The following is a 22,057-nucleotide window of genomic DNA, read 5'->3' on the forward strand; positions in this document are numbered from 1 at the left end:
GAACAAACCCATTACGAGCAATCTATTAGGAGGGGCAATGCGCCCCTCCATCCTCGTTAGTCAGCATCAAAAGCTTGAGCCGGCAAAATCGCCTCGATATGCATCACTAACTCTTCAAGGATTTGCCGTTCGCGGTCAGTGAGTGATTGCTGATTATAATGCTCGATCTCACGGGCAAAATCCTTCAGCGTAAAGCCCGCCAGAGCCGGATCATTGAGCCGTGACCAGCGAAACGCCTCCCACTGCGCTAGCTCCTCACCTTCCAGGGTTTCGGGGTAGCTGCGCGCCCGATAGCGAAATACCATTTCCTCTAGGCGCGGGTCTTGGAAGGCAAAGCGCTGCCCGACCAGATCCCATGCGTCCATGCTGCGCACGCGCTCCATCTGCTGGCGATCTGCCGCAGAGAAAAAGCCGCCAGAGTAGAGCATCAAGTCAGGGTCTTGCACGCCCTCGGCATAGCCTTCAGAAAACACGTCTGCCACTTTGCTGGCCACCGGCACGATATTGTCGTGCAGTGTTTTCCAGTGCTCACGGCAAGCCGGCAAATCCAGCTCTAGGCGGGAAACGATGTCGCCATATTCGCCCTGATGCGGGCCAGAAACATCTTTCAAAGCGCTGGCCGGAAACACCACCGGGCAGCGATTGATGTGGATGACTTTCAGCGGAATACGTGTTTCGCCTTCGGCCAAATCCTGCTGGCTGACAAATACGCGTTCACGTACTTGTGCGGCTGAGAGCGATAAAAGTTCACTCGGGTCGACACTCAAATCGTAAACAATCACCCCGTTGGGGTTGGAGGGGTGCTCCGCCAGCGGCATGACCAACGCGCTACAGCCGCGGCTTGCCGGATAACGGCGGGAAATATGCAAAAGCGGTTTGGCGTGAGGGAGATCCAACAACTTGGCCACCGCGCGTTTACCACGAAGTCCCAGCAGGTAGTCAAACAAGTTGGCATTGCGCTCGCGCAGAAGCCGCGCCAGGGCAATGGTGGCACGCACATCGGCCAGCGCATCGTGGGCACCGGCGTGTTCAATGCCATTGGCAGCCGTAAGGTCTTCCAGCTTAAAACTCGGTGCGCCGTCATCGCGTAGTGGCCATTCGATGCCCGTCGGGCGCAAGGCATAAAACGCACGCACCACATCGATTAAATCCCAGCGGGAATTACCGTTTTGCCACTCCCGTGCATAGGGGTCGAGCAGGTTGCGGTAAAAAAGGTGGCGCGAGATTTCATCGTCAAAGCGCAAGCTATTGTAGCCCACCACGCACGTGCCAGACTCGTTCATGTGGCGCAGCACTTCTCCGGCAAATTCTGCCTCAGGCAAACCTTTGCGGCGGGCTTTTTGCGGGGTAATACCGGTGATAAGGCACGCCGCCGGGTGAGGCAGAAAATCATCGGCGGGCTTACAGTAAAGCTCTATTGGCTCGCCGATTTCATTGAGCTCGGCGTCAGTACGCAGCGCGGCAAATTGCGCCGGGCGATCTCGCCGAGGATCGGCGCCAAACGTTTCGTAATCGTGCCAGAGAAAGCTGGCCGGGGCCGCGTTAGGTGGCGCCATGTAAACCCGTGCTCCACTTATTTTTAATAAAAAACGACTAAACCAAGATGACTAATAAACGTTAGCTTTTGGGCAGGGTAACGTTTAGCTCTAGTACCGAGCAGTTGTCTTCGCTATCCAACGAGATTTGAATCGCATCGTCGTCAACATGGACGTAACGACGAATCACTTCCAAAAGCTCGCGCTCAAGCATTGGCATGTAATCTGGCTGGCCGCGCTGGCTACGCTGGTGCGCCACAATGATCTGCAAGCGCTCTTTCGCCACCGAGGCCGACTTTTTGCGCTCGCGTTTCAAAAACTCCATAAGTTTCATCGGCGACTTCCCCCAAACATGCGCGTCAGAATTCCTTTCTTCTGGGCTTGATGAAAGCGTAGCGGTACGTCTTCACCTAGCAGGCGAGCCACGGTATCAGTGTAAGCCTGCCCGGCGTCGCTTGACGCATCGTGGGTCACGGGGACCCCTTGGTTAGAAGCGCGCAGCACCGCTTCCGACTCCGGAATCAAGCCCAAAAGGTCAATGGCAAGAATTTCGCGGATATCGTCCAAGGTCAGCATATCGCCGCTAGTGACACGATCCGGATTGTAGCGCGTGATCAGCAGGTGCTCTTTAATCGGGTCGTCGCTGCGTTCGGCGCGGCGCGTTTTGGACGCCAACAATCCCAGAATACGGTCAGAGTCGCGCACCGACGACACTTCGGGGTTGGTCACCACAACCGCTTCATCGGCAAAATACATTGCCAACTGCGCACCGCGCTCAATGCCGGCCGGCGAGTCGCAAATAATGTAATCGAACTCTTCTCTGAGCTTAGCAAGAATTTCTTCTACGCCTTCTTGGGTCAGCGCATCTTTATCACGGGTTTGCGAAGCAGGGAGAATAAATAGATTCTCAACCCGCTTATCGCGAATCAGCGCCTGATTCAGCCCGGCTTCACCTTGAATCACGTTGACCAGGTCGTACACCACGCGCCGTTCGCACCCCATAATCAAATCCAGGTTGCGCAGGCCCACGTCGAAGTCGATGACGACGGTTTTTTTACCGCGCAGCGCCAGGCCGGTAGAAATCGCGGCGGCACTAGTGGTTTTGCCGACCCCACCTTTACCTGAGGTTACTACAATGATTTTGGCCAAGGTCTTCTTCCTTTTTGACATTGTGCACGCTCTGCCGGCGTGCATCGCGCACGCTTTAGTCGTGGATTACTATGTTGACTGCCCAGCATCATACGCTACCACCGTGCGCCCTGGCATCCCGCGAATGGTTGAGCGCTTACCCGTCCCCATTAATAAAACTAAATCTCGAAAAAACTCAGCCTTGAAAAATCAATTCTCTAAAATTAGCGCTAAGCTTACTTTATTAAGAGCACCGTATTAAGGGGTATTACCCCCGTTTTTTACCGGTTCACGCCAGGGGTTTAATCTCCAACTGCTCACTTGCAAAATGCACTTCAGCAGGCATCCCGAGACGGCGCGCATCAATATCTTCCAGGCGTTTATAATTACCCGCTACCGATAACAGCTCCGCATTAAGCTCGCGACAATAAATACCGGCGCCTAAATTGCCATGAATCCCCGCAAGCGCTCGCCCCCGCAACGCGCCATAAACGTGGATACTACCCGCTGCCAGCACTTCGGCCCCGGCATTAACCGCACCGATCACCACTAAGTCCCCCGTTGACGCACTTACCTGCTGCCCGGAGCGCACCGTACCGCGGTATACCCGTGCACCGGATGATTCAACGACCTCGTCCGGCGTGTCCTGGGGCGCTTGGTCCTCTGCGCTGTCGTTTTCCGCCGCAATGCTGGCTAAGCGACGCGCACGCTCCTCTTGCACCGGGGCAAACCAGCCAAGCCCCAGCGCCCACGCCGACTGCTTCACGGGGTCTGTCCCGCCGCGTACCGCTACCGGCAGCAGTTTATGGTCACGGCACACCGCGCAAATCCGTTCAAGTGCCAGGTTCGGGGTATCAAGCTTTTCCACACTCAGGACAACCGGTGTATGCTGAAAGAACGCTGGCGACTGGGAGAGCTTGCCCTCAAGCTGCTGGCGGATCTGTTCAGGATCGGCGCTGTTTAGCTCCATAACCGTCATGGGCAACATGCCGCCTTTAAAAGTGAAGGCCACGTCGGCACTATCCGCTTTTAGATTCATGGCCGAAACTCCATGTCTTGATCAGGTAGAATATAAAGGTAGCGCATTCCCATGCGCTACGGCGGTGGAGCTTAACATTCTCCGTCCTATAAAGACGCTGCTCTATAAGGGCTCAGCTCTATAAAGAATCTGCTCTATAAGGAGGCACCATCATAAGGACGCACCAGCGACACTATGTCAGCCAAAACTAAGCGACAGCGCAGGCAACTGCAACCGCCAGAAGACGCTGATCGGTTTTTTACGTATATTTTTTTTCGCTAGGCCCCTCACAGCAGGATGACCCATGCACGGACTGTTACGACGCCTGTTCGCTCCTCGGTGGCAACATCCCGACCCCGAGGTGCGTCGCCAGGCCCTTTCACGCCTCGACCCCACAAAGCCTGAGCAGTATCAAACGCTCAAAACACTGGCTAACGATGATCAGGCCGATATTCGCCTGGAGGCTTTAGTCGCCCTCGATGATCTCGACGGGCTGATAGCGGCCTACCCGCAACATCGCGATATTGAGGCGTGGTTCAACGCTATCTTAGCGCGCCTCTGCGGGCAGGCCGGCCAACACGATTTAGCCGAGCGCCAAGCCAAGCTGGGTGAGCTTGACGATTCGCGCTTGCTCAACGCCGTGGCTCTAGGCGGCGATAATCTAGACTTGCGCTTGAGCGCCCTTGAGCAGCTCAGCACAGAAGACGATTTTATTCACCAAGCATGCCACAACGCCGTGGTGGCCGTTCGCCACCGCGCCGCGGAGCAGGTAGAAAGTGAAGCTGGCCTCAAGCGGCTACTCAAAGAGTCGCGCCGTGACCGCCAAGTGCTTCGCCTCGCGCGGGAGCGGTTAAACCGCCTCAAGGCCGACGCCGAGTGGGGGGAAAAACAGCACGAGCGGCGCGAAGTGCTACTGAACGCATTAGAGCAGCATGCAAAATCGCCCTGGGAGCCGTTCTATGCTGGCCGTTTCCGCCATCTCCAGCGCGAATGGGAGCAGCTTGAAAAGCCCCCTACCGCTGAGCAAGACGCGCGCTACCAACAGGCGGTGATGGCGTGCCGAAAGACCCTTCACGACCACGAAACCCAAGAACAGGCACGCCAGCAGCGCCAACAGCAACAAGAAGACGCCGAGGCCACCCGCGAGCAGCTTCTTGAAGGACTGGAAGAGAGCTTAGACGGCTTGCAGCACGGCGAGAGCATAAATCACCAAGATATCGACAGCTTACGCGCTCAACACCGCTTACTGGCCCAACGCTGGCAAACGCTTTCGGATACGCATCTGCCAAGCGATGCCAGCAGCGAGCGCTACCACCGCGCGATGCAACGCTACGAGGAAATCAGCGCCGCGTGGGAGCGCTGGCTCGCCGAGCAGCCGGCGATTGAAGACGCGTTAAATGATGCCGATTACGCTGGCCTTGCGGCGCATGTGAGTGCCTGCCGCTGGCCCGACAAGCTGGTTGCGCCAATGCTTCTGCAGCGGGCTCAAGCGGCCCTTAACGCCCACCAAGAAGAAAGCACGGCGGCCGCACCTACGCCTGCCACACTAGAGACGCTAAACCAAGAGCTCGACGCCTTTGAGCACCTGCTTGAGCGCGGCGCTTTCAAAAGCGCTAGCCGCCAGCATCAGCGCATTAAACCACAGGTTGAGGCGCTTAGTGGCAAGCAGGCTAAGCCGCTTATCTCACGGCTCAAACACCTAGGTGCCAGGCTTGCAGAGCTACGCGATTGGCGCGGATTTGTTGCCGGCCCCAAGCGCGAGCAGCTATGTGAAAGCATTGAGGCGCTTGCTGACGACTCGCACCTCGACGACGCCGCGCTAGACCGTCGTCACCGGCAGCTCGTCAAAGAGTGGAAATCCCTAGGCGACGCCGCCACCAACCGCGAACTTTCCGCACGCTTTCGCGCCGCCTCAGACCGCATTCACGAGCGCCTAGCGCCTTGGCGTGAGCGCCTAACCCAGCAGCGGCAAGAAAACCTCGCTGCCCGGCAAGCGCTATGCGAACAGCTAGAAGCGCTGTTAGAACAGCCTTCTGCCGACGCCGACCCTGACGTGCTGCGCGAAATTCGCGATAAAGCCCGCCACCAGTGGCGCCACTACTCACCGGTGCCTCGCGAGCACGCTGAGAGCATCGGTCGCCGCTTTGGACGCGTGCGTCACCGCCTGCAGGCACTGATCGACGAACGCGCCCATGTCATCGCTGAGCGAAAGCGCGAGTTGGTCGAGCAAGCGCGAGCCCTTGTTGACGCAAGCGACACGCCGATCAGCACACGCACACAGCAGGCAAAGCATTTGCAGCAGCAGTGGCGCCAACTGGGCCGCGCGCCTAAAGGCGAAGAACAAGCGCTATGGAAGGCCTTCCGCCACGCCTGTGATCAGGTATTTGCCCAGCGTGACGCCCAGCAATCAGAGCGCGTCGCGCATCAGCAGCAACAGCTTGATGCCATGCAGGCACTGATTGAACGCATGGACGCCTGGCAGCCCAATAGCCCTGACGATGCCGCAACGCTTGAAGCGTTTCTGCGCGAAGCGGAGGCATTAGAGCCGCTCCCCAGAAGCCGGCGGAGTGACGGCATGCAAAAGCGCTTGAGCGGCATCGTTCGCGCCCGGCGGGAACGCTTAAACCGCGTAGACATTGTGGCGAAAGTCACCCAGTGGCAAGATATTTTGCCGCTCGTCAATGCACATCTAGCCGCCGACCAACAAGCGCTAGACAATCCTGACGCGATAACACCCGTCGACGCCGACGCGTCACTCAATGCCCCCATGCCAGCCGCGTTTATACCGGCCCATGAAACCCGCAATGCACTGCGTACAAACGCCACCACGTTCGATGCAACGCAGCAAGAGGCCATCCGCGAAGAACTGGCAAGGTTGCGCGTTCATCTCTCGCTACTTGCGCTGGGACGCGTGAGGCAAAGCGACGAGCCGCTTCGTTTAGCCATTCAAGTCGAGCGCTTAAACGACGGCCTTCAGCAATCACGTAGCCGTGCCGAAGAGCTGGAAGCGATTCTTACCGCGCTACTCGCGCTCGGCCCGATGCCGGAAACATTGTGGAACGCCGAGGTGGGCGAGCTCGACGACCTGCTTTCACAGCTCTCGCGCCTACCGCCGCCATAACAAGCCACTCACATTTAACGAACCATCAGTAGGTAACAACAGCTCGTAACAACAAAGCGGGAGGCTCTAGGCCTCCCGCTTTGCATTTCTATCGCTGTCAAACAGTTGCAAACAGATGAGGATTTACCCCATAAATTGGCCACCGTTGATATCGATGTTAGCACCGGTAATAAAGCCTGACTCTTTATCTGCCAGGAATGTTACCAAACGGCCAATTTCTTCTGGCGTGCCGTAACGCTTCACCGGAATGGTTTCGCGAATGGCTTCTCGGACTTTCTCCGGAATATTCATAATCATATCGGTTGCGATATAACCGGGAGAGACCGTGTTAACGGTAATGCCTTTTGTCGCTGTTTCTTGCGCCAGCGACATGGTAAGGCCGTGCATCCCCGCCTTAGCTGCGGCGTAGTTCACCTGCCCAAACTGGCCTTTCCGACCGTTGATGGAAGAGATATTGATAATGCGACCGTAGCCGTGCTCCAACATGCTCTCGATAACGCTGCGACAGGTATTGAAGACACTATTGAGGTTGGTATCGATTACCTCGCTCCACTGGTCGTGCGACATCTTCTTCAGTGTGCCGTCTCGGGTAATCCCCGCACAGTTAACTAGCACAGTAATTGGGCCATGCTGACTTTCAATTTCGCGCGCACCGTCAAGGCACGCATTAAAGTCAGAAAGATCAACCCCGGAAAGCGCAATATTATTGTAGCCATCGGCTTTTTGCGTTTCCAGCCAGGTTTTGGCTTTGTCGGGGTTACGGTAACCCGCTACTACCTGGTAACCCGCATCTGCTAACGTGCGGCAAATTGCCGTACCGATACCACCAGTTCCACCAGTTACCCAGGCGACGGGGGCTTGATTGGCCATAGACTACCTCCCTGATATGACGCATGGCTTGGATCACGTTCGTGTTTCGCAAGCCATTTTATGAACAGGCGCGATTGCGCCAAAACATCGACGACACGCTTATTTGCGTTTGTTTACGCATGCCGCCAACAAACCTTGTTGTTGTAAGCTAAGGATATGTCTTTGTTATACCAGCATAGCTTTAATACAGTCATGTTGCATGCAAGACGGCACTAACGGCTATAAGGCAAAGGTTTGGAATTATACCTTGACGCAGCGCTAAAAAAGCGTAGTATACGCAACACGTTGATGCGGGGTGGAGCAGTCTGGTAGCTCGTCGGGCTCATAACCCGAAGGTCATCGGTTCAAATCCGGTCCCCGCTACCAATATTTTCAGAGGCAGATCAGTCACTTACTGGTCTGCCTTTTTTGTTGTCTTTAGCATACTAACTTCTTGTGACACATATGTGACGTATATGTGCCACATTGGCTATACGCCTTCCTCCGCAATTTTTTTCTTATGACCTTCAGGCAACTAGCGCTAACCGTTCAATCTTTTTGTGTCTGCCCACGCTCATCTTGAAATTCCAACAAGTCTCCCACCTCACACTTGAATAATTTGCATAGCTTATCCAGTGCATCCAGCTCGACTCGTTGAGCCGTTTCCTTATAAAGCAACGTCACCGTGTTCCGATTGAGTCCCGTGTCACGCGCCACATCGACAATTTTCATTTTGTGCTCACCCATCAAGCGAGCCAGGTGACAACGAACCATCTAAACCTCCCCAAAAGTATTTTTGTCATCCTGAATGGCAAAAAAACCTTGCAAATGGTCTAATGCTGTCTAAAATAACATTCAGGATGACATTCTGATTTTTTGAATGCCTTTTCGCCACGCAGAATACCACTCTCCTTGGAGGTTTTCGATGGAAGCGTCATACACCTATCTAACGACTGAAGAGCTTGCTAAGCGCATCAAGTATGACTGCCGCACTATCCGGCAACAGCTCAAAGATAGCGTCCTGATCGAAGGCACTCACTACATTAAACCTTTCGGACGCCGGAAAATCCTCTTTCTCTGGGAAGCCGTAGAGAAAGAAATGTTAAAAAATGCCACCTGCAATATCGCCATTCCTATGGCCAACGGAGGTGTTAGCCATGGGTAAGGTTCGCAAGCGCAAAGAGACGGGGAAGCTTTATTTGGATTTTTTCTATCGCGGGTTACGTCTCCGCGAACAAACAGCATTACAAGACACCCCAAGCAATCGCAAAAAAGTTGAGCAGCTGCTGGCACGCGTAGAAGCCAAAATTTTGCTAGGTGACTTTGACTACGCCGAGTTCTTTCCTGGTAGTAAAAACCTTCGCAAGCTGGGTTTAGACGAAGCCGCTAAAAGTCACACCGTCCCAGAACCTCATCCTGGGAGCCATCAAGCACCTGCCGACACTCCCCTGTTCAGCGACTTTGCGGCGCAGTGGTTTGAAGAAAACAAGATCCAATGGCGCTCATCGCATGTTCGTAACGTCAGCTCAATCCTAGACAGCTCGCTCATCCCCGCCTTCGGCAAAAAGCCGGTGGGCGACATCACCAAAGCCGACATCATGGGGTTTCGGGCCAAGCTGGCCAAACGCAAAGGACGCAGTGCCACGGGAGTGGTTTCGCCCAAGACGATCAATAGCCACATGACCATTTTGCGGATGGTGCTGGATGAGGCGGCAGAGCGTTTTGATTTCGAGACGCCCTACAAGAACATCAAGCCGTTAAAGCTGCAGAAAACCCATATCGAGCCGTTCTCACTGCAAGAGGTGCAGCGCATCATCGATAACGTCCGCCCAGATTATCGAAACTATTACACCGTGCGTTTTTTTACCGGAATGCGTACCGGCGAGATTGACGGCCTGAAATGGAAAAACGTCGATTTTGCCAAGCGGGAAATCCTGGTGCGCGAGACGCTGATCAACGGGGAAACGGAGTACACCAAAACAGACGGTTCTCAACGTGAAATTCCCATGTTCGGTCAGGTATATGACGCCCTCAAAACGCAGTACGCGGCGACCGGACATAAGAGCGAGTACGTGTTCTGTAATCAGCTGGGGCAGCCACTGGACCACAACAACGTCACCAAGCGGGTGTGGTACCCGCTGCTGAAAGCCCTCGGGCTGAACAAGCGGCGCCCTTACCAGACCCGCCATACCGCCGCGACGCTCTTCCTGGCGTCGGGGGAAAACCCGGAATGGGTCGCGCGGGTACTGGGCCACAGCTCCACCGAGATGCTGTTTAAGGTCTACTCACGCTACGTTCCTAATGCTACGCGCATGGATGGCTCGGCTTTTGAGCGTTTACTGGGCAACACCCGTCCTGTCACTTCTCGGAAGGAGGGTTCCCATGAAACCGCTTGATACTCACCGCCCGGCCCATCTTGCCCGTTCTTTCACGGGCACCTACCGGCTTACGGGGCGCGTGGCGTTTTTTGATGATGTGAAAACGCCTTTCTTGAAGTTGCGGTTAAGTGATTGCGAAGGGGATCACGTGGCGCTGCTGAATTTGGATAAAACGTCAGTACCCGAGCGCATCGGTCACCTGGATACGGTGACGGCCACCGGCGTTAAGGGCTTATCGGGCCCGTTCATGCTCCACGAATTTCGCCCAGCGACGCAAGATGAAGTGACCGCGCTAGCAACGTTGCAATCGCTGCCCCGGGTTTACTGCCCGGTGCTGGAGACTTTTGACCAGCTCGTATCGACCGCTCAGTCGCTGCACTCAGCGCATCTGCGTGAGTTTTTGACGCGGGTGTTGGAGCGCCAAGATCGCATGGAGGCTTTTTTAAACGCCCCGGCGAGCGTATCGTATCACCACGCCTATCCGGGCGGCTTGCTGCAGCATTCGCTGGATGTGGCCAACAATGCCGTGGCGATGCTGCGCCTTAACGAGCCCGACACCTCACGCCTCATGCAAGAGACGTGCTTCGTCGCGGGGTTATTGCACGATATTGGCAAAACCTACACGTACGACTCAAAAGGGAAGCCGAATGCCGCCTGGAAGCTTTGCAGCCACGATGCGTTTACCTTGGAAGCCTGCGCCTACGGATTGGGGTATTTGGATCAGCACGCGCCTGACCTGGCGATCATGCTGCGTCATGTTTGGACATGCGCTTCACCCGGCGCGCGATATGGCCAGCCAGCCGCGATGACACTAGCCCGCTATGTTCGTGATGCCGATGGACAGAGTGCGATGGCCGATAACCAACAACGGGCGTTTAGCCGCACCGGTGGCTGGGGCTTTAGCCGTCTGGGTCAAAATCTCTTCTGGCGACCGGAAGGACCAACGTTACAGCCACAATAGTAGTCGGTATGAAACCACCCTAATGCCGCCAGCGGATTTCGTTTGGCGGCTTTTTTTAGGCGTCAGATTTCGGCCACAAGTGGACATGCCATCCACACATAAGAAAGTTAGCTTTCATACATCAGCCTTTAGATTTTCCACATTGACCACAAGCTACCGATAAAAAAGCTGATTGCTTGTGCAACGTTTATAACGCTTTCAGTCCTTATTAAATAAAGTCCTTTAAGACCAATCCTCAGGCTAGGAAGGCAAACGAATCTCGCGGAATGCCTCGCCAAGCTGAAGCGCCGCACTTCGCCGGTCGCCCATGTCGACCAACATGTCGAGGATGCGCAGGAATTTCTGAGCCAGAGCCAGCGTCATCGGCGCATCACGATGTGCGAAGTGCTGCACCAGCTCCGCGATGCGCGCTGGAATGAACGCTCCATGCCACCCCTTTAGATTGTCAGGTCCGTCGCCGGTGATCGCGAGCAATTGGTCAGCGAAAGCTTCGGCCGGGTAGTTGGCCTTAGCTCGCTCACAGAGCGTCAAGAACGGGTCCATTACGGAAGCAGCCCATCCGCCAGCGCGAACGAAACGATCAATGAGTGGCAGGATACGGCTGATTTCGGACCAGTCGCCATTCACGTAGCGGGCGGCCAAGCCCGCGTGTTCGACTGAGACAAACATCAATGTGTTGACTAGCTTGGGTTGATCGAATCCTGAGAATTCTCCACTTCGATAGGCGTCGCGATTGAAAGCAGAGTCCTGAAGAAGTCGTTCAAGACAGAGATCGAGTATGGCGATTGAATCAGCTGGAATAACCTTCGCATCGTATACGTAGGAGCAGATATAGGTGCTCGCGAATGGAGAAAGGAGAGCCCAGCAATTGTCTCCCTCAAGCGCCAGAATCGGATCGAGGAAGAGGGTCTGAAAATCACTAAGAGGGAGAAGCCCGGCTACTCGACCAAGGCTCGACCCCAGACTGTGGGTCCATTCTAAAATTCGAGTGGCTGACCGGTTTCGACGTCCGGGCCTCACCCAAGGCGGCGCATTCTTCTGATTTGTCCATTCGAGTAAGCCAGCTAGGAAATCGAGTAAATCCCTTTTCGCCTTACTTCTCAGTATCTCCTCGAAGGGAATTTGCTCAAGAATTTTTGCAGCTTGTTCTGAATGCCAAATGACATCTGGCTCTCCCCACATCTCATTCGCGTCAAATGCATCATCTGCATCGTAATCTTCGTAGGCTTGATGCCAACGCTGTCCCTTATCGTGGTCCACTTTCACCCACGCTGGAGGTGGTAGCGGAAGGGAGGGCCATTCGCTTCCTTGCTCATAGAATGCTATCACCGCGTCGACCGCCGATTGCACTTCGCTTGATGAGTGGAAGGTTTCATTATGCTGATTGCGATGATCATATGATCGTGGTGAAACGTGACAGCGCGATAATGCCAGTACCAGTATGCTCCAAGTCAGCTTGGGATCTTTGAAACAAAGCGTGCAGGCTTCTTCGAGGGCGGTCAACCAAACGACTTCCAGTGGGTGCGTAATCAGCCACATGAGGTCCCGCGCTGTGCTTTTTGTTGCTGAAGCTTCGCGGAGGTCCGCTGCGAGGCCGCGTGCGACATATATCGCATGATGCCAGGGTATAACGGAGCTAGGCGACTGCATCCGATTAGCTTCTTCTGGCAACTGGATCGCACGACTAAGGACCTCACGAGCCCACTCAAGGTCTTCTTGAGTGCATTCTTCCCGAAAGTTGAGCGCGATGGCGGCGGTAGCGGCGACCGCACCGCGACGCATATTGAAAAGTTCTTCGTCGTTCTCGTTGTTTGAATGCTCGAATAACCCTTTGGTGTCCGCTTCTTTGGCTAGTGCTATGGCATCCTCAATAGCGTAGGTGTCATTCAGTGCCTTCTCTTCGAAGGACTTCGACGCCCACGTCCAAAGGCCCGTTTGCTTAAGCCACTTAGAAGCTTCTTCGGCCCTAGCGACTTTTTCAGGCTTAGCGGCAGAAGGACTCACATGGACAATCGAAATCTGGTCCGACTCTTCTTTGGTACGGTACGCCTGATAATTTTTAGGGTTCGCCAGCTCTGTATATTCGAGGGCCTGCGCTGTGAGATGCTCCCTTGCCTTCAGATTGTTGCGGTGCTCCTCGTACTGATAGGGCAGTTCGTCCTTGAATTTAAGGATTGCTTCACAGGCTCGGTCACGGATAGGGCCCGCCGTAAAGACGAATCTTGGCACCATCCATCTAAGCTCTGTCTTGCGAATCGGACGGTTATTTGCTGCTTGAATCGCCTCAATGTGAGGCTTATCGGTACGAGAGGTAAAGCCGATTAGGCTAATAGCAATCGGCGAAAGGTCTTGCGTCCATCTGTTATGGTCTGCCGCCAACAGGCGCTGAGAGGTTATGAGCGGCAATGTAGCTTCGGACACGGTTTCGGTGTGGAGCGCGAGCATTGCCGCGATGCCCAAGACGGCAATGCACTCGTTCCCCTCGACGCATTGCTGGATCAGCTCGCTAACAGGCCGGCCGCGCGCAAGCTCGGCGAAGCACCATTCCTCAAGCGCAAGAAAACCACAACCGATGGCATTCGGCGCCCCTGTCGAACGAAACCAAAGATACTCCTGGTCGGTGCCCCAGAACCTTTGGGATCCCCAGGGAAAAGTGAGATCTAGCGGTATGGGGGTGCCATCACGGTCACGAGAATATCGGTGCAGTTGACGCCAAGCATTCATCGCATGATTGCAGAGTTCCCGAAGGAGCCGCAGTGCCTCTTTAGGCGTTGATTGGAAAAGCGAGTGAAAGGGCTCTCGAAGTGGCGAAGGGGGTGAAAAGCATCGGTAATCATCGTGGATCGAGAGTCTGTTCCAGTCGTGGCGGTTGAAGTCACCGATGGTGTGTAGAAAAGGTGCCGTGGAAAGCGCCCTTTGTTCTTGAGGCGTGCGCTCGGCTGCCGGCTTAGCCGAGATTCTTTTTCGCCGCACGGATGCGGCTTGAAGTTTCTGTTCTTCTCTGACAACCCGGTCTGCTGGAAGCTCCTCCTGCAGAAAAGCCAGGGAAAGATCGACGAGCGACTGAGGCAGCGATTGGGCAAGAACGGGTGAGAAGGTGATGGTGTCATGAAACGCGTCGTCACGAATGCGCTCTGAGTCGGTGACGCGCTGCAAATAGTCGGCCGCAAGGATCGGCTCGGCTCTCGACGCTCTTAAGAGGAGCCGCCCCAGAGATTTTCGGAAAGATTCCAGATTGGGCACCTTCTCCCAGTACGCGGAGTTCTCGTCCGGCCCATCGGAAGTACTAATCTCGTCGATGGCAGCGAGCCAGGTCGCGCATTGTTGGAGAAGAGCGCGAGACGTTGGGTTGCGAAGATCGGCTAAGGCGTTCTGCCAAACCTCGAAGATAGCCACGATCTCCGGATAGAGTCTCTGCGGAATGTCGGAAATGCGCCGTAGGATAAAGTCGATGAGGCGGCGCCACGCACTGAAGTCGGACGGCCACCCGAGAAGATCAGCAAACCGTTGGCGTTGCTCCTGTGGGAGGTTACCAGCGAGGATATTCACATTGGGGGAGGTCTTCTCCGCCTGAAACCAGACGAGAGCCTTCCTGAACAGGCGGAAGTCGTCGGCAAAGACCGCCGTCGCGAACTGGTTCTCATCAACTTCGAACCTCGCGGTTCCGAGGGGGCCGACCAGCCACGCGCGCAGCCATTGTGATCGAAGGTCCGAACCTTCGGTCTGGGCGAGGTACGCTGACCAGTCTTCTCCTTGCATGTATTCCCATTGGGAGAGAAGTTCGACGACGCGTGCTACCGCTGGTGGCTCTCCGCAGGCTTTGATCTCTTCCATCCATTGAGCCCCATGATCGACCAGGACATGGAAGAAGGCCCATTCGAAGAAAATATCGTGAGCGAAACGAACGGAGATCCCTTCTCGAGCGTTCTGAAGTATGCCATCCGATCTAAAATCATCGACGTGTGCGACCGAGGTTAGTTGACTAAGGCGAATCGGCTGGCTAAGTTTGCGGGAACGAAGAGAAGCTAAATTGAGCAGCTCTCGCTGGCGTTCAATCGCATTTTGACCGGTCTCGTTGTAGCCGCCCCGTCGCCACCAATTCTCGATCAGATCGACTTCAGATTGAGGGGCAAATGTCGGGGCACTAGGATCGGCCACGTAACTCTGGTCCAGCACCTTCGCAAAAAAGGGGCGGCGGACGATCTCCTGCACCTGGTGTGATCCAAATAGAAGTGGCCTGAGGTGTGGCTTGGCTTTTGCGAGCGTCTCGGCCTCTTCATCAATCAGCTGATCAACGCCAAGGGTCTCGACAGTTAGAGCGTCAAGGAAGTCGCCCAACCAATTCCGAAGCACTTCAATGCCAGTGTCTCGAAGGGAGACGACAATACGCCAGTTATCGAGCAACGGTGACTCCACTACGGCGCGGATCACGTCGAGGATGATGGGCTGGTGCTCTTTCTCGATGCGATCGATTGCATCGATGAACAGAATGGGAGTGCCGGCGGCTCCGATCTCCACGAGAAGTTGCTCCAAAGGAGGACCAGAGAGACCCTGCGAGGTCGCGTAACTGATCCAACTGCTGCCTTCGAGCTGTTCTGCTTTGAGGAAGAGGACTGGTCCGTGTTCCAGCGCGCGTTGTACCGCTCGTCTCACCAAGACTGATTTACCACTTCCTGGCATGCCGCGGACCTGGACGACACGGGCTCCGATGAGTTTGGTGTCCAGGGCCTTAAGGAGCGCGGTTCGGTCGAGCTTCGTTCCGCCAACATCGTCGGGTATGAAGTTCGCGTAGCTCTTTCCGAGCTCCGTCAACTTGTCGAGGGCTATTCGAAAGGAGTTTGCGCCGCGAAGGCGTGCGACAGGGGAGATAGAACGCACAAGCCGCGCGCGATCATATTGGCCTGCTTTACCGGCTGATGCGCGAGCTAGCTGAACGGTGCGCGACCAGACCAGTGGGGCCTTGGGTGCGTCATCGGGTGCGAGGCAATCTCGGATGCGATTAATGGCGTCAGAGGGGTCAGTGGCGCCTTCGCGAAGGAAGTCGAACTGAATGAGTACGAAGTGAGCAAGGAACTGATGCACTTCTTCACACGTGCATGGTGTCCCCTTCGTCTCTTCCAGCAGGGCTACGACGTCATTTTTGACCGCTATGATGTTGGCACTGGCATTCCCCTCTGCCTCAAAGCGAGCGTCGAAATGGTTAGCCGTCAGGCTTTCACGGGCCCAATCACAAAGAGTTTTGAGAGCTCGTTCCTTGGCGGGGGTAACGGTGCCAACTGCTGCTCCATAGCGGTCGATGTTAATGCGGAAATCAGGCTTGTTGAGAGTAGCCCAACTGTCGCGAATGATGTCGCAAAAGTCGGAGTTCGTTTCCGCCTTACTGATCGTGAGCGAACGCTTTACCTGGAGGCTAAGGCGAGCAGGGTTCTTTGCGGTGTCTTCAAAATCGACGATCACATCATCGAGCGGCTCATCAAAATCGCGCTGCTGAACCGACACGCGGACAACGGTTCGATCATCGATGCCAGGTGCATATGCCTCAGCTAGCAGCGCAGTTAGATAGTACGCAGCTGCGTCGCCTTCAAAGGTGAACCCCTCGCCGCCGGCGAGTTCAGGGGATTGTGCCATCTCGCTAGCCTGAAAATACTTGAATAGCCATCAGCCGAGGAACCGACTGCCCGATTGAGGCAGGTTATGCGCCTGGACTGTACTTCGCAAGAGATCAGCACTCAGTCTATCTAAGGTGGCCAGCCAGTAACCGCGCGCGTGGACGCCTAATGAGGCCCGGTTATCGCAACCTTAGGTGTTTTCCGAGGTCGGGTCGCCGACCGCTCCCACTGCATTGCGGTCATCTACAGCTGGAATTCAAAAGACAGCTTTGGGTCGTAAACAGCCGCACACCTATCAGATTAGCTTGAAGTTATGCACCCGGCCAAGAGCGGTCTTTTAGGTTATTCTGTTGTAACGCCCCACATCACCGACAGCAAAAGCGAAGCGAGAGACGAGCGGCGCTTTTGCTGTCGGTGTGCATGTAATTGTTATAACTGCAGACACGCGGGTATGGTTTACTGACGGCCTATAGAGATACAAAGCAGCTATCAGCTAAGCTTTAGGCTGGTGGTAGACAATCGCCACATCCTCACAGGTACTCTCGTCGGCCATCCTAATTGGCTTAACCTGCAGCCGCTCCACGATGACAGTGTCAAACCCTTCCACATCAGGAACGTCTCCATCACCAAAATGCGGATGGCATAGTAAACCTGAGGGAGTGAGAAGCTGCTTCAGTCGAGTTGCCGTCTCGGATTTGCTATAGGACGGGAATTGACCGTGAGGGATATAGTCAAAAGGGTCATAGAATATAAAGTCGTACTTTTCTTCATTCTGTACTGTTTGCCAGGCACTAAAAAAAGGGCGCACGCTGGCGTGTCTATTGGCAAACTCCTGTAGATCCATATAAATTCCCTGCTCAACTTCAAAGATGTCGTGCTGAGCTGGCATTAAGTGTTTTTGGATCAGGGCCGCAGATATGCCTAATCCGAAGCCGATTTCTAACACTTTCGATGGGCTGAGATAGCGAAGGCGGGCGAATAGTGCCTCAAAGTACTCTTCCTCAGTCCGAGACATGACGACTTGGCCGTTCCAGATCAAAACATCTGAGTTTTTTTCGTCGAATTGTAGCTCGATGGTGTTCAAACGCTTTTTCCTTCATTACGTAAGACGTTTCATTTTGTGTATCGAGAAACGAAGTCTTGTGATACCTGCGGATTGAGCTACCATCCCGTGCCCAAAGGTGCCGGGGTCAGATGCTGCGCTTCAACCAACCTATGAGATACAAATCATGAGCGCCCTATCTAACTCGGTATCCGCTAGTCGTCATGAATCGCTGCTCTCCAGGGCTGCTTCATCCCTGGAGCTGGGCGGCTGACGGTACCATACCAAGACGAGTTGAGAGTCTTCTGGGGCCGTTGCGTTGATGAAGCCTGCATGAAAGGCCGCGTTACGTGATGCGGTGTTTGACTTGCGCATGTGCGCATAGATGATCTCGTGCTGACTATTAGCGCAACCGAGCTGGTAAACCCTACGACCGATCTGCCGTCCCTGGCTCGGTCGATTCAGGAACACGTGAAATGAAGCGTGCGGCCCTCTGATCGAATCCTCGATGACGTTGATGTAGGCGGTACCTGCCCGCTTACCTTCCGCCATCACGATCCACGCCTCTCCTCTTGGCCCACCCCCCCGCAGCATAGTTCCGGAGGTATGGACGAGTTCAATATCGGACGGTGCTACCGGACCCAACCCGGACTTGGCTAGTACAGTGGGGGGCTTCGGTGTCTTCGTGCGCTGAGCCCGCCTTTTGCTAGTCTTGATCAATCGTGCCACGGCACCTCTCCCAAGCCGATTAACAAGCGATCACAGGTGGGAGCCCAGTACTCTGCTGGGAAAAAGCCCGGCGAAAAGGCGATAGTGATATCGACAAGGCGCTCAATTAACTGATGTCGCTGCAATGCGGCTGATAACTTATCGATACGGGCTAGGACACGCTCAAGGGGTATATCGAGGGGGCCCGGATTTTCGATAAAATCGCTGTCTCCGTCATACCGGTTACAGAAGTAGTCCATGTCGATGTGAAGTAAGATGTCTTTGCCACAGAGGGCAACGTCCTCAAGCCACGTTTCCAAGTCATTGGTGAAGCGATAACGCCCTGGACCTACGCCGGTTGCATCTTGTACCAGCTTGATTGCCGGACGCTGCATCGAAGGTACCAGTAGTGTGTCGTTTATCCAGACAGGCTTAACCACTGAATCCACTGTAGTGACACACTTAGGGGCTTGGCACAGGTGCCTTACATCGGCGCCCGGGGCAAAATGCAGAAAAGGAGTTAGGAAACTACCCATTCCCAAAGCGCCACTCTCAATCGCCTGCGTCACGGAGTCAGGCTGATCCAGTGCCACCACTTTTCCGGAGATTGGGTCGCACCATCCTTCTCCCTGTTGGAAAAGTCGTGGCGAACCAACATCTTTATGATCATCAACATGCAGTACCACAACATCCGCATGCGATCGTCCGGGTTGCTTCTGCAGCCATTGGCTCCAGCTTTCCAGCGTCCATGTATCGTTGAGTGTCAGTAACAATCGGCCCCGTCGCTTCCGGGCGATCGCAATTTCTCTATATTCTACAAGCCCCCACCACGCCAAGCCCTCATCGAGGCGAGGATCCACATAACGTTCAGCTTCGTTTGACCAGCCCAGCTCCAACAACCATTGATTACCCTGAACACAAGCTACTGCATCTTTATCGCAAAAATAATCTCGCAGCTGTGCGTGCCGTTGATGGGGATCAGTAGATAACCGGGAGATTGGGAGCAAAATGGGTAACATGCTCATCTGATTTTTTCCCTTCTACGGCAGCGCGCCTTAGCAACATTACAAGCGTCTGGCCAACGTCCGTTAGAGGACAGCCTCTAAGTGTGGCAAACGCCTTCTTCAAATTGCTGTCTGTATCAGCGATCTGGTTGACGGCACGCGATTTCATATTGGCTGGGCCTCGGTCACGAACATGCATCCAGAACCGCCTCAGTTCTACGAATACGAAGACTGCATGAAGTAATCCAGACGGCGGCCGTAAGTCTTCGCGCCAAGGTGAAACGACTTGAGCGGCTGTTCTCTCAATGGTGGGCGCGTGGCGCTCTAACAGATACAGCTTCTGATGGCGATGCTCATGGATGAGTGAGTCTGCGAGGTCATAGGGGTCGATTAAATAATCGCCCTGTGAGATCGACACATACAAGGCGCCTGGTACTGAGTTGTCACTGAACGACACGATCTTGCTGGGATCCGCGGCCGGGTCACGAACGAACTGGACGGCTCTGCATACATCCATCATTTCTTCGGCGAGAGCCGGCCGCCAATCTCGTACAATCGCCATGGCGCTATTGACCAGTGCCCGGCCTTCAAAGGTCAGCTCAGCTCCCTCGAAAAATATGGCACCACCAAAGGGAGCCCTGAGCCACTGATCATCGCGCCCCACGTCAAAGGATTGATCATCATCGAATGAATCGGCCAGCTCGACCAGAAGGTCAAGATAAGCTGGGCTGACGTCTATAGCGCTTCCATCAACTGCAGACAGGGTTTGGCCGCACTGCTGGGCAATCAGGGCGCTTGACCAAGCAATCGTACCTGGATGTAGGGCTATCCAGCTGAATAGCGCTTCTGGCAACGACGCCAGTCGCAGTGCCTGTTCGTTGCCAGGAAGTAAGCTCAATGCGCTGCGCAGGTGGGTGACAGCATCAATCTCAGCGCTGTTAGCTAACCAGGTCATTGATGCTGCAGACATCTCGGCTCGTTCATAGCAGGCCAGATCGAATTCTTCCGGTAGAGGCTCTACGTCGCTCTCATCTGATATGTCATCCAGATGTTCCTGCAAACGGTCACTGATATGACCGATTAATCGCTTCATTTCATTGCAGTAAACGGTCGGATTGACGAAGCCATTTTCTCCGAACCTATGAGGAAGTGAACCTCCTCCACAGATTTCTACAATCTCGCAAGACTGACAGGTAACCGACAGCCCATCCTTACTCAGATACTCCCTATGCTTCTGGATGGGGGCTGAACACGCCACGTCTGCGATCGGGGTATCTAAAACATTCCCAAATAGACGCGTGGCGCCCTCTTGGGTAATTTTCAAAACATCGAGATCGTGGTAGCTTCCGTCGGTTTCTATCGACAACAGACTTACGTCCCCGAAGCCGAAAGCATCAGTTGACGACGGTAATCCTGCACACACATCTAGGAGTGCTTCAAACGTACGTAGTGGGATGTGTGCGTAGCGATCGAGCCAGACGTCGAAGGCTTTAACCAGCCACTGCTCGTAAAGCCCAGGATCTTGATTACGTCCTGGAGGTTGGCGAAACCAGTTCGCATCAGGTAGGAGGAAATCCAAGCGTGGTATTTGAAATCTATCGAAGTATTCAAAGAGCTCATCAGGGCTGGTCGAAGCGTCGATGACGGCAATAACACCGGTAAATGCTTCAGGATGGTTCTGAAGAAGTTTGAGTGCTTTTTCAGTTTTATCGAAGCTGGATTGTCCTTTTCGGGTTAGCCTGTGCTTATCATTAGCAGTTTTCGGACCATCGAGACTCAATGAGATACTGATATCTGCATCAGCAAGAATTGTTAAAGCCTGTTCGTCGAGAAGCAACCCATTGGTTTGCAAGCTTATATCCACAGGAATGCTACAGACACTACGCAAAATTTCTGAAAAATCTGCTAGCTTCTGGGCACCGGCCAGAAGTGGTTCGCCACCGTGAAAAACCACTGTACAATGCTTTAAATTGCTTTCTTTGGTGTAGTCTTCTAGTCGCTTTGCGAAAAATTTAAGATGCTTAATGGATAGAAGCTTCGGAAGCGAACGCCAGCTTTGATCGGCGTGATGGTATACATAGCAATAATCGCAATCAAGATTGCATCTTGATGTAACCTTGACAAGAAATGAGGAAAATTTCGCAACATCCATGTGAGTTACTCAAGAACGATTATGTTTATGATGCATGCGATCATAGCTAGTAATGACTTGGCTTGACTCGGACTCAGCCAAAACGCGCGAACGCAAGCGCTGAATGGCAGCGTTGGTGCTTTGGCCTTTAGCTAGACTGGAACGGATTGCCGACGAGGTCGACTCTTCGATCTTATGTTTTGCGGATGGCATTACTTACTCCTTGTCATAATAAAGTACCAATATCGCTGAAAACCCATGCAAAATTCAAGTTTCCGTTTCCTCACTTCAGAACAATCGGATATGCCTTCGCCGCAGCGCGGCGATTTATCGGTGGATCTAAATCGCGCTTGCTTTTGTAGGCACAGGGGTCCGCCCCGGGTCTGCGCCTACCGTTAACTAACCTTAGCACATGGTGAGCATGATTTAAGCCATTCTTTGGCCTCCAACCGGAGGTGGTTCATGTCATGCACGTTTCTACTGAAATCTCCTTACACCTTGGAATGGTTTAAACTTTTGCCTGATAACCTGTTTGAGTCTACTGCTGAATGACACCCCTGCAGCCCGTAATAT

At 54.2% G+C, this 22,057-nt stretch carries 16 protein-coding genes and 1 tRNA gene; 5 read left to right on the forward strand and 12 right to left on the reverse strand.

Annotated features, from left to right (window positions below; genetic code table 11):
- Positions 1 to 56 precede the first annotated feature (56 nt).
- From sbcB to minC, 4 genes are all read right to left on the reverse strand, one after another.
- Positions 57 to 1,556 carry an exodeoxyribonuclease I gene (gene sbcB / locus HZS81_RS07885; RefSeq protein ID WP_179930009.1) on the reverse strand — a complete coding sequence of 500 codons (1,500 nt, stop codon included), beginning with the start codon at positions 1,554 to 1,556 and terminating at the stop codon, positions 57 to 59.
- Between the two features lie 61 nt (positions 1,557 to 1,617).
- Positions 1,618 to 1,869, reverse strand: a complete 252-nt coding sequence (minE, locus tag HZS81_RS07890) for a cell division topological specificity factor MinE (RefSeq protein ID WP_179930010.1) — start codon at positions 1,867 to 1,869, stop codon at positions 1,618 to 1,620.
- Positions 1,866 to 2,684: a septum site-determining protein MinD gene (gene minD, locus HZS81_RS07895; protein WP_179930011.1), complete on the reverse strand. Its 819-nt coding sequence runs from the start codon at positions 2,682 to 2,684 to the stop codon at positions 1,866 to 1,868. The genes minE and minD overlap by 4 nt, the downstream gene beginning before the upstream one ends.
- 268 nt (positions 2,685 to 2,952) lie before the next feature.
- Positions 2,953 to 3,702 (reverse strand): septum site-determining protein MinC, encoded by a 750-nt coding sequence (gene minC / locus HZS81_RS07900; protein WP_179930012.1) that lies wholly within the window; start codon positions 3,700 to 3,702, stop codon positions 2,953 to 2,955.
- A 283-nt stretch (positions 3,703 to 3,985) separates the two neighbouring features.
- On the opposite strand from minC, the gene HZS81_RS07905 reads away from it, so the two are divergent.
- A complete protein-coding gene (locus HZS81_RS07905; RefSeq protein WP_179930013.1) occupies positions 3,986 to 6,802 on the forward strand; it encodes a DUF349 domain-containing protein in 2,817 nt (938 codons plus the stop codon).
- A gap of 123 nt (positions 6,803 to 6,925) precedes the next feature.
- Here the strand turns inward: HZS81_RS07905 and phbB are convergent, their stop codons facing one another.
- Positions 6,926 to 7,672: an acetoacetyl-CoA reductase gene (phbB, locus tag HZS81_RS07910; RefSeq protein WP_179930014.1), complete on the reverse strand. Its 747-nt coding sequence runs from the start codon at positions 7,670 to 7,672 to the stop codon at positions 6,926 to 6,928.
- A gap of 289 nt (positions 7,673 to 7,961) precedes the next feature.
- Between phbB and HZS81_RS07915 the strand changes: the two genes are divergently transcribed.
- Positions 7,962 to 8,038, forward strand: a tRNA-Met gene (locus HZS81_RS07915).
- 162 nt (positions 8,039 to 8,200) lie between these two features.
- Here HZS81_RS07915 and HZS81_RS07920 read toward each other — a convergent pair.
- Complete coding sequence (locus HZS81_RS07920; RefSeq protein ID WP_179930015.1) at positions 8,201 to 8,425, reverse strand: helix-turn-helix domain-containing protein; 225 nt, start codon at positions 8,423 to 8,425, stop codon at positions 8,201 to 8,203.
- 151 nt (positions 8,426 to 8,576) lie between these two features.
- Here HZS81_RS07920 and HZS81_RS07925 point away from each other — a divergent pair, with 151 nt between their 5' ends.
- From HZS81_RS07925 to HZS81_RS07935, 3 genes are read left to right on the forward strand one after another with little or no spacing between them, the layout of a single operon-like run.
- The gene (locus tag HZS81_RS07925) at positions 8,577 to 8,816 is read left to right on the forward strand and encodes a hypothetical protein (RefSeq protein ID WP_179930016.1); all 240 of its coding nucleotides are present in this window, start codon (positions 8,577 to 8,579) and stop codon (positions 8,814 to 8,816) included.
- Positions 8,809 to 10,047, forward strand: a complete 1,239-nt coding sequence (locus tag HZS81_RS07930) for a tyrosine-type recombinase/integrase (RefSeq protein ID WP_179930017.1) — start codon at positions 8,809 to 8,811, stop codon at positions 10,045 to 10,047. The genes HZS81_RS07925 and HZS81_RS07930 overlap by 8 nt, the downstream gene beginning before the upstream one ends.
- Positions 10,034 to 10,990: a TraI domain-containing protein gene (locus HZS81_RS07935; RefSeq protein WP_179930018.1), complete on the forward strand. Its 957-nt coding sequence runs from the start codon at positions 10,034 to 10,036 to the stop codon at positions 10,988 to 10,990. Before HZS81_RS07930 ends, HZS81_RS07935 begins: the two co-directional genes overlap by 14 nt.
- Positions 10,991 to 11,230: 240 nt before the next feature.
- Here HZS81_RS07935 and HZS81_RS07940 read toward each other — a convergent pair whose 3' ends face one another.
- The 6 genes from HZS81_RS07940 to yhhA all read right to left on the reverse strand — a co-directional run bounded on the left by HZS81_RS07940 (position 11,231) and on the right by yhhA (position 21,697).
- Positions 11,231 to 16,618, reverse strand: a complete 5,388-nt coding sequence (locus HZS81_RS07940; protein WP_179930019.1) for an NACHT domain-containing protein — start codon at positions 16,616 to 16,618, stop codon at positions 11,231 to 11,233.
- Positions 16,619 to 17,092: 474 nt separating this feature from the next.
- Entirely contained in the window at positions 17,093 to 17,683 is a 591-nt protein-coding gene (locus HZS81_RS07945; RefSeq protein WP_179930020.1) for a polyamine aminopropyltransferase, read from the reverse strand.
- Between the two features lie 180 nt (positions 17,684 to 17,863).
- The gene (locus HZS81_RS07950) at positions 17,864 to 18,196 is read right to left on the reverse strand and encodes a hypothetical protein (protein WP_179930021.1); all 333 of its coding nucleotides are present in this window, start codon (positions 18,194 to 18,196) and stop codon (positions 17,864 to 17,866) included.
- A 161-nt stretch (positions 18,197 to 18,357) separates the two neighbouring features.
- The gene (locus HZS81_RS07955; protein ID WP_179930022.1) at positions 18,358 to 19,374 is read right to left on the reverse strand and encodes a hypothetical protein; all 1,017 of its coding nucleotides are present in this window, start codon (positions 19,372 to 19,374) and stop codon (positions 18,358 to 18,360) included.
- Positions 19,328 to 21,505 (reverse strand): cyclophane-forming radical SAM/SPASM peptide maturase YhhB, encoded by a 2,178-nt coding sequence (gene yhhB / locus HZS81_RS07960; protein ID WP_179930023.1) that lies wholly within the window; start codon positions 21,503 to 21,505, stop codon positions 19,328 to 19,330. The genes HZS81_RS07955 and yhhB overlap by 47 nt, the downstream gene beginning before the upstream one ends.
- A 9-nt stretch (positions 21,506 to 21,514) precedes the next feature.
- Positions 21,515 to 21,697, reverse strand: a complete 183-nt coding sequence (yhhA, locus tag HZS81_RS18280) for a YhhA family cyclophane-containing RiPP (RefSeq protein WP_422141579.1) — start codon at positions 21,695 to 21,697, stop codon at positions 21,515 to 21,517.
- Positions 21,698 to 22,057 lie beyond the last annotated feature (360 nt).

The sequence above is a fragment of the Vreelandella salicampi genome (genome assembly GCF_013415105.1).
GTDB classification, from domain to species: domain Bacteria; phylum Pseudomonadota; class Gammaproteobacteria; order Pseudomonadales; family Halomonadaceae; genus Vreelandella; species Vreelandella salicampi.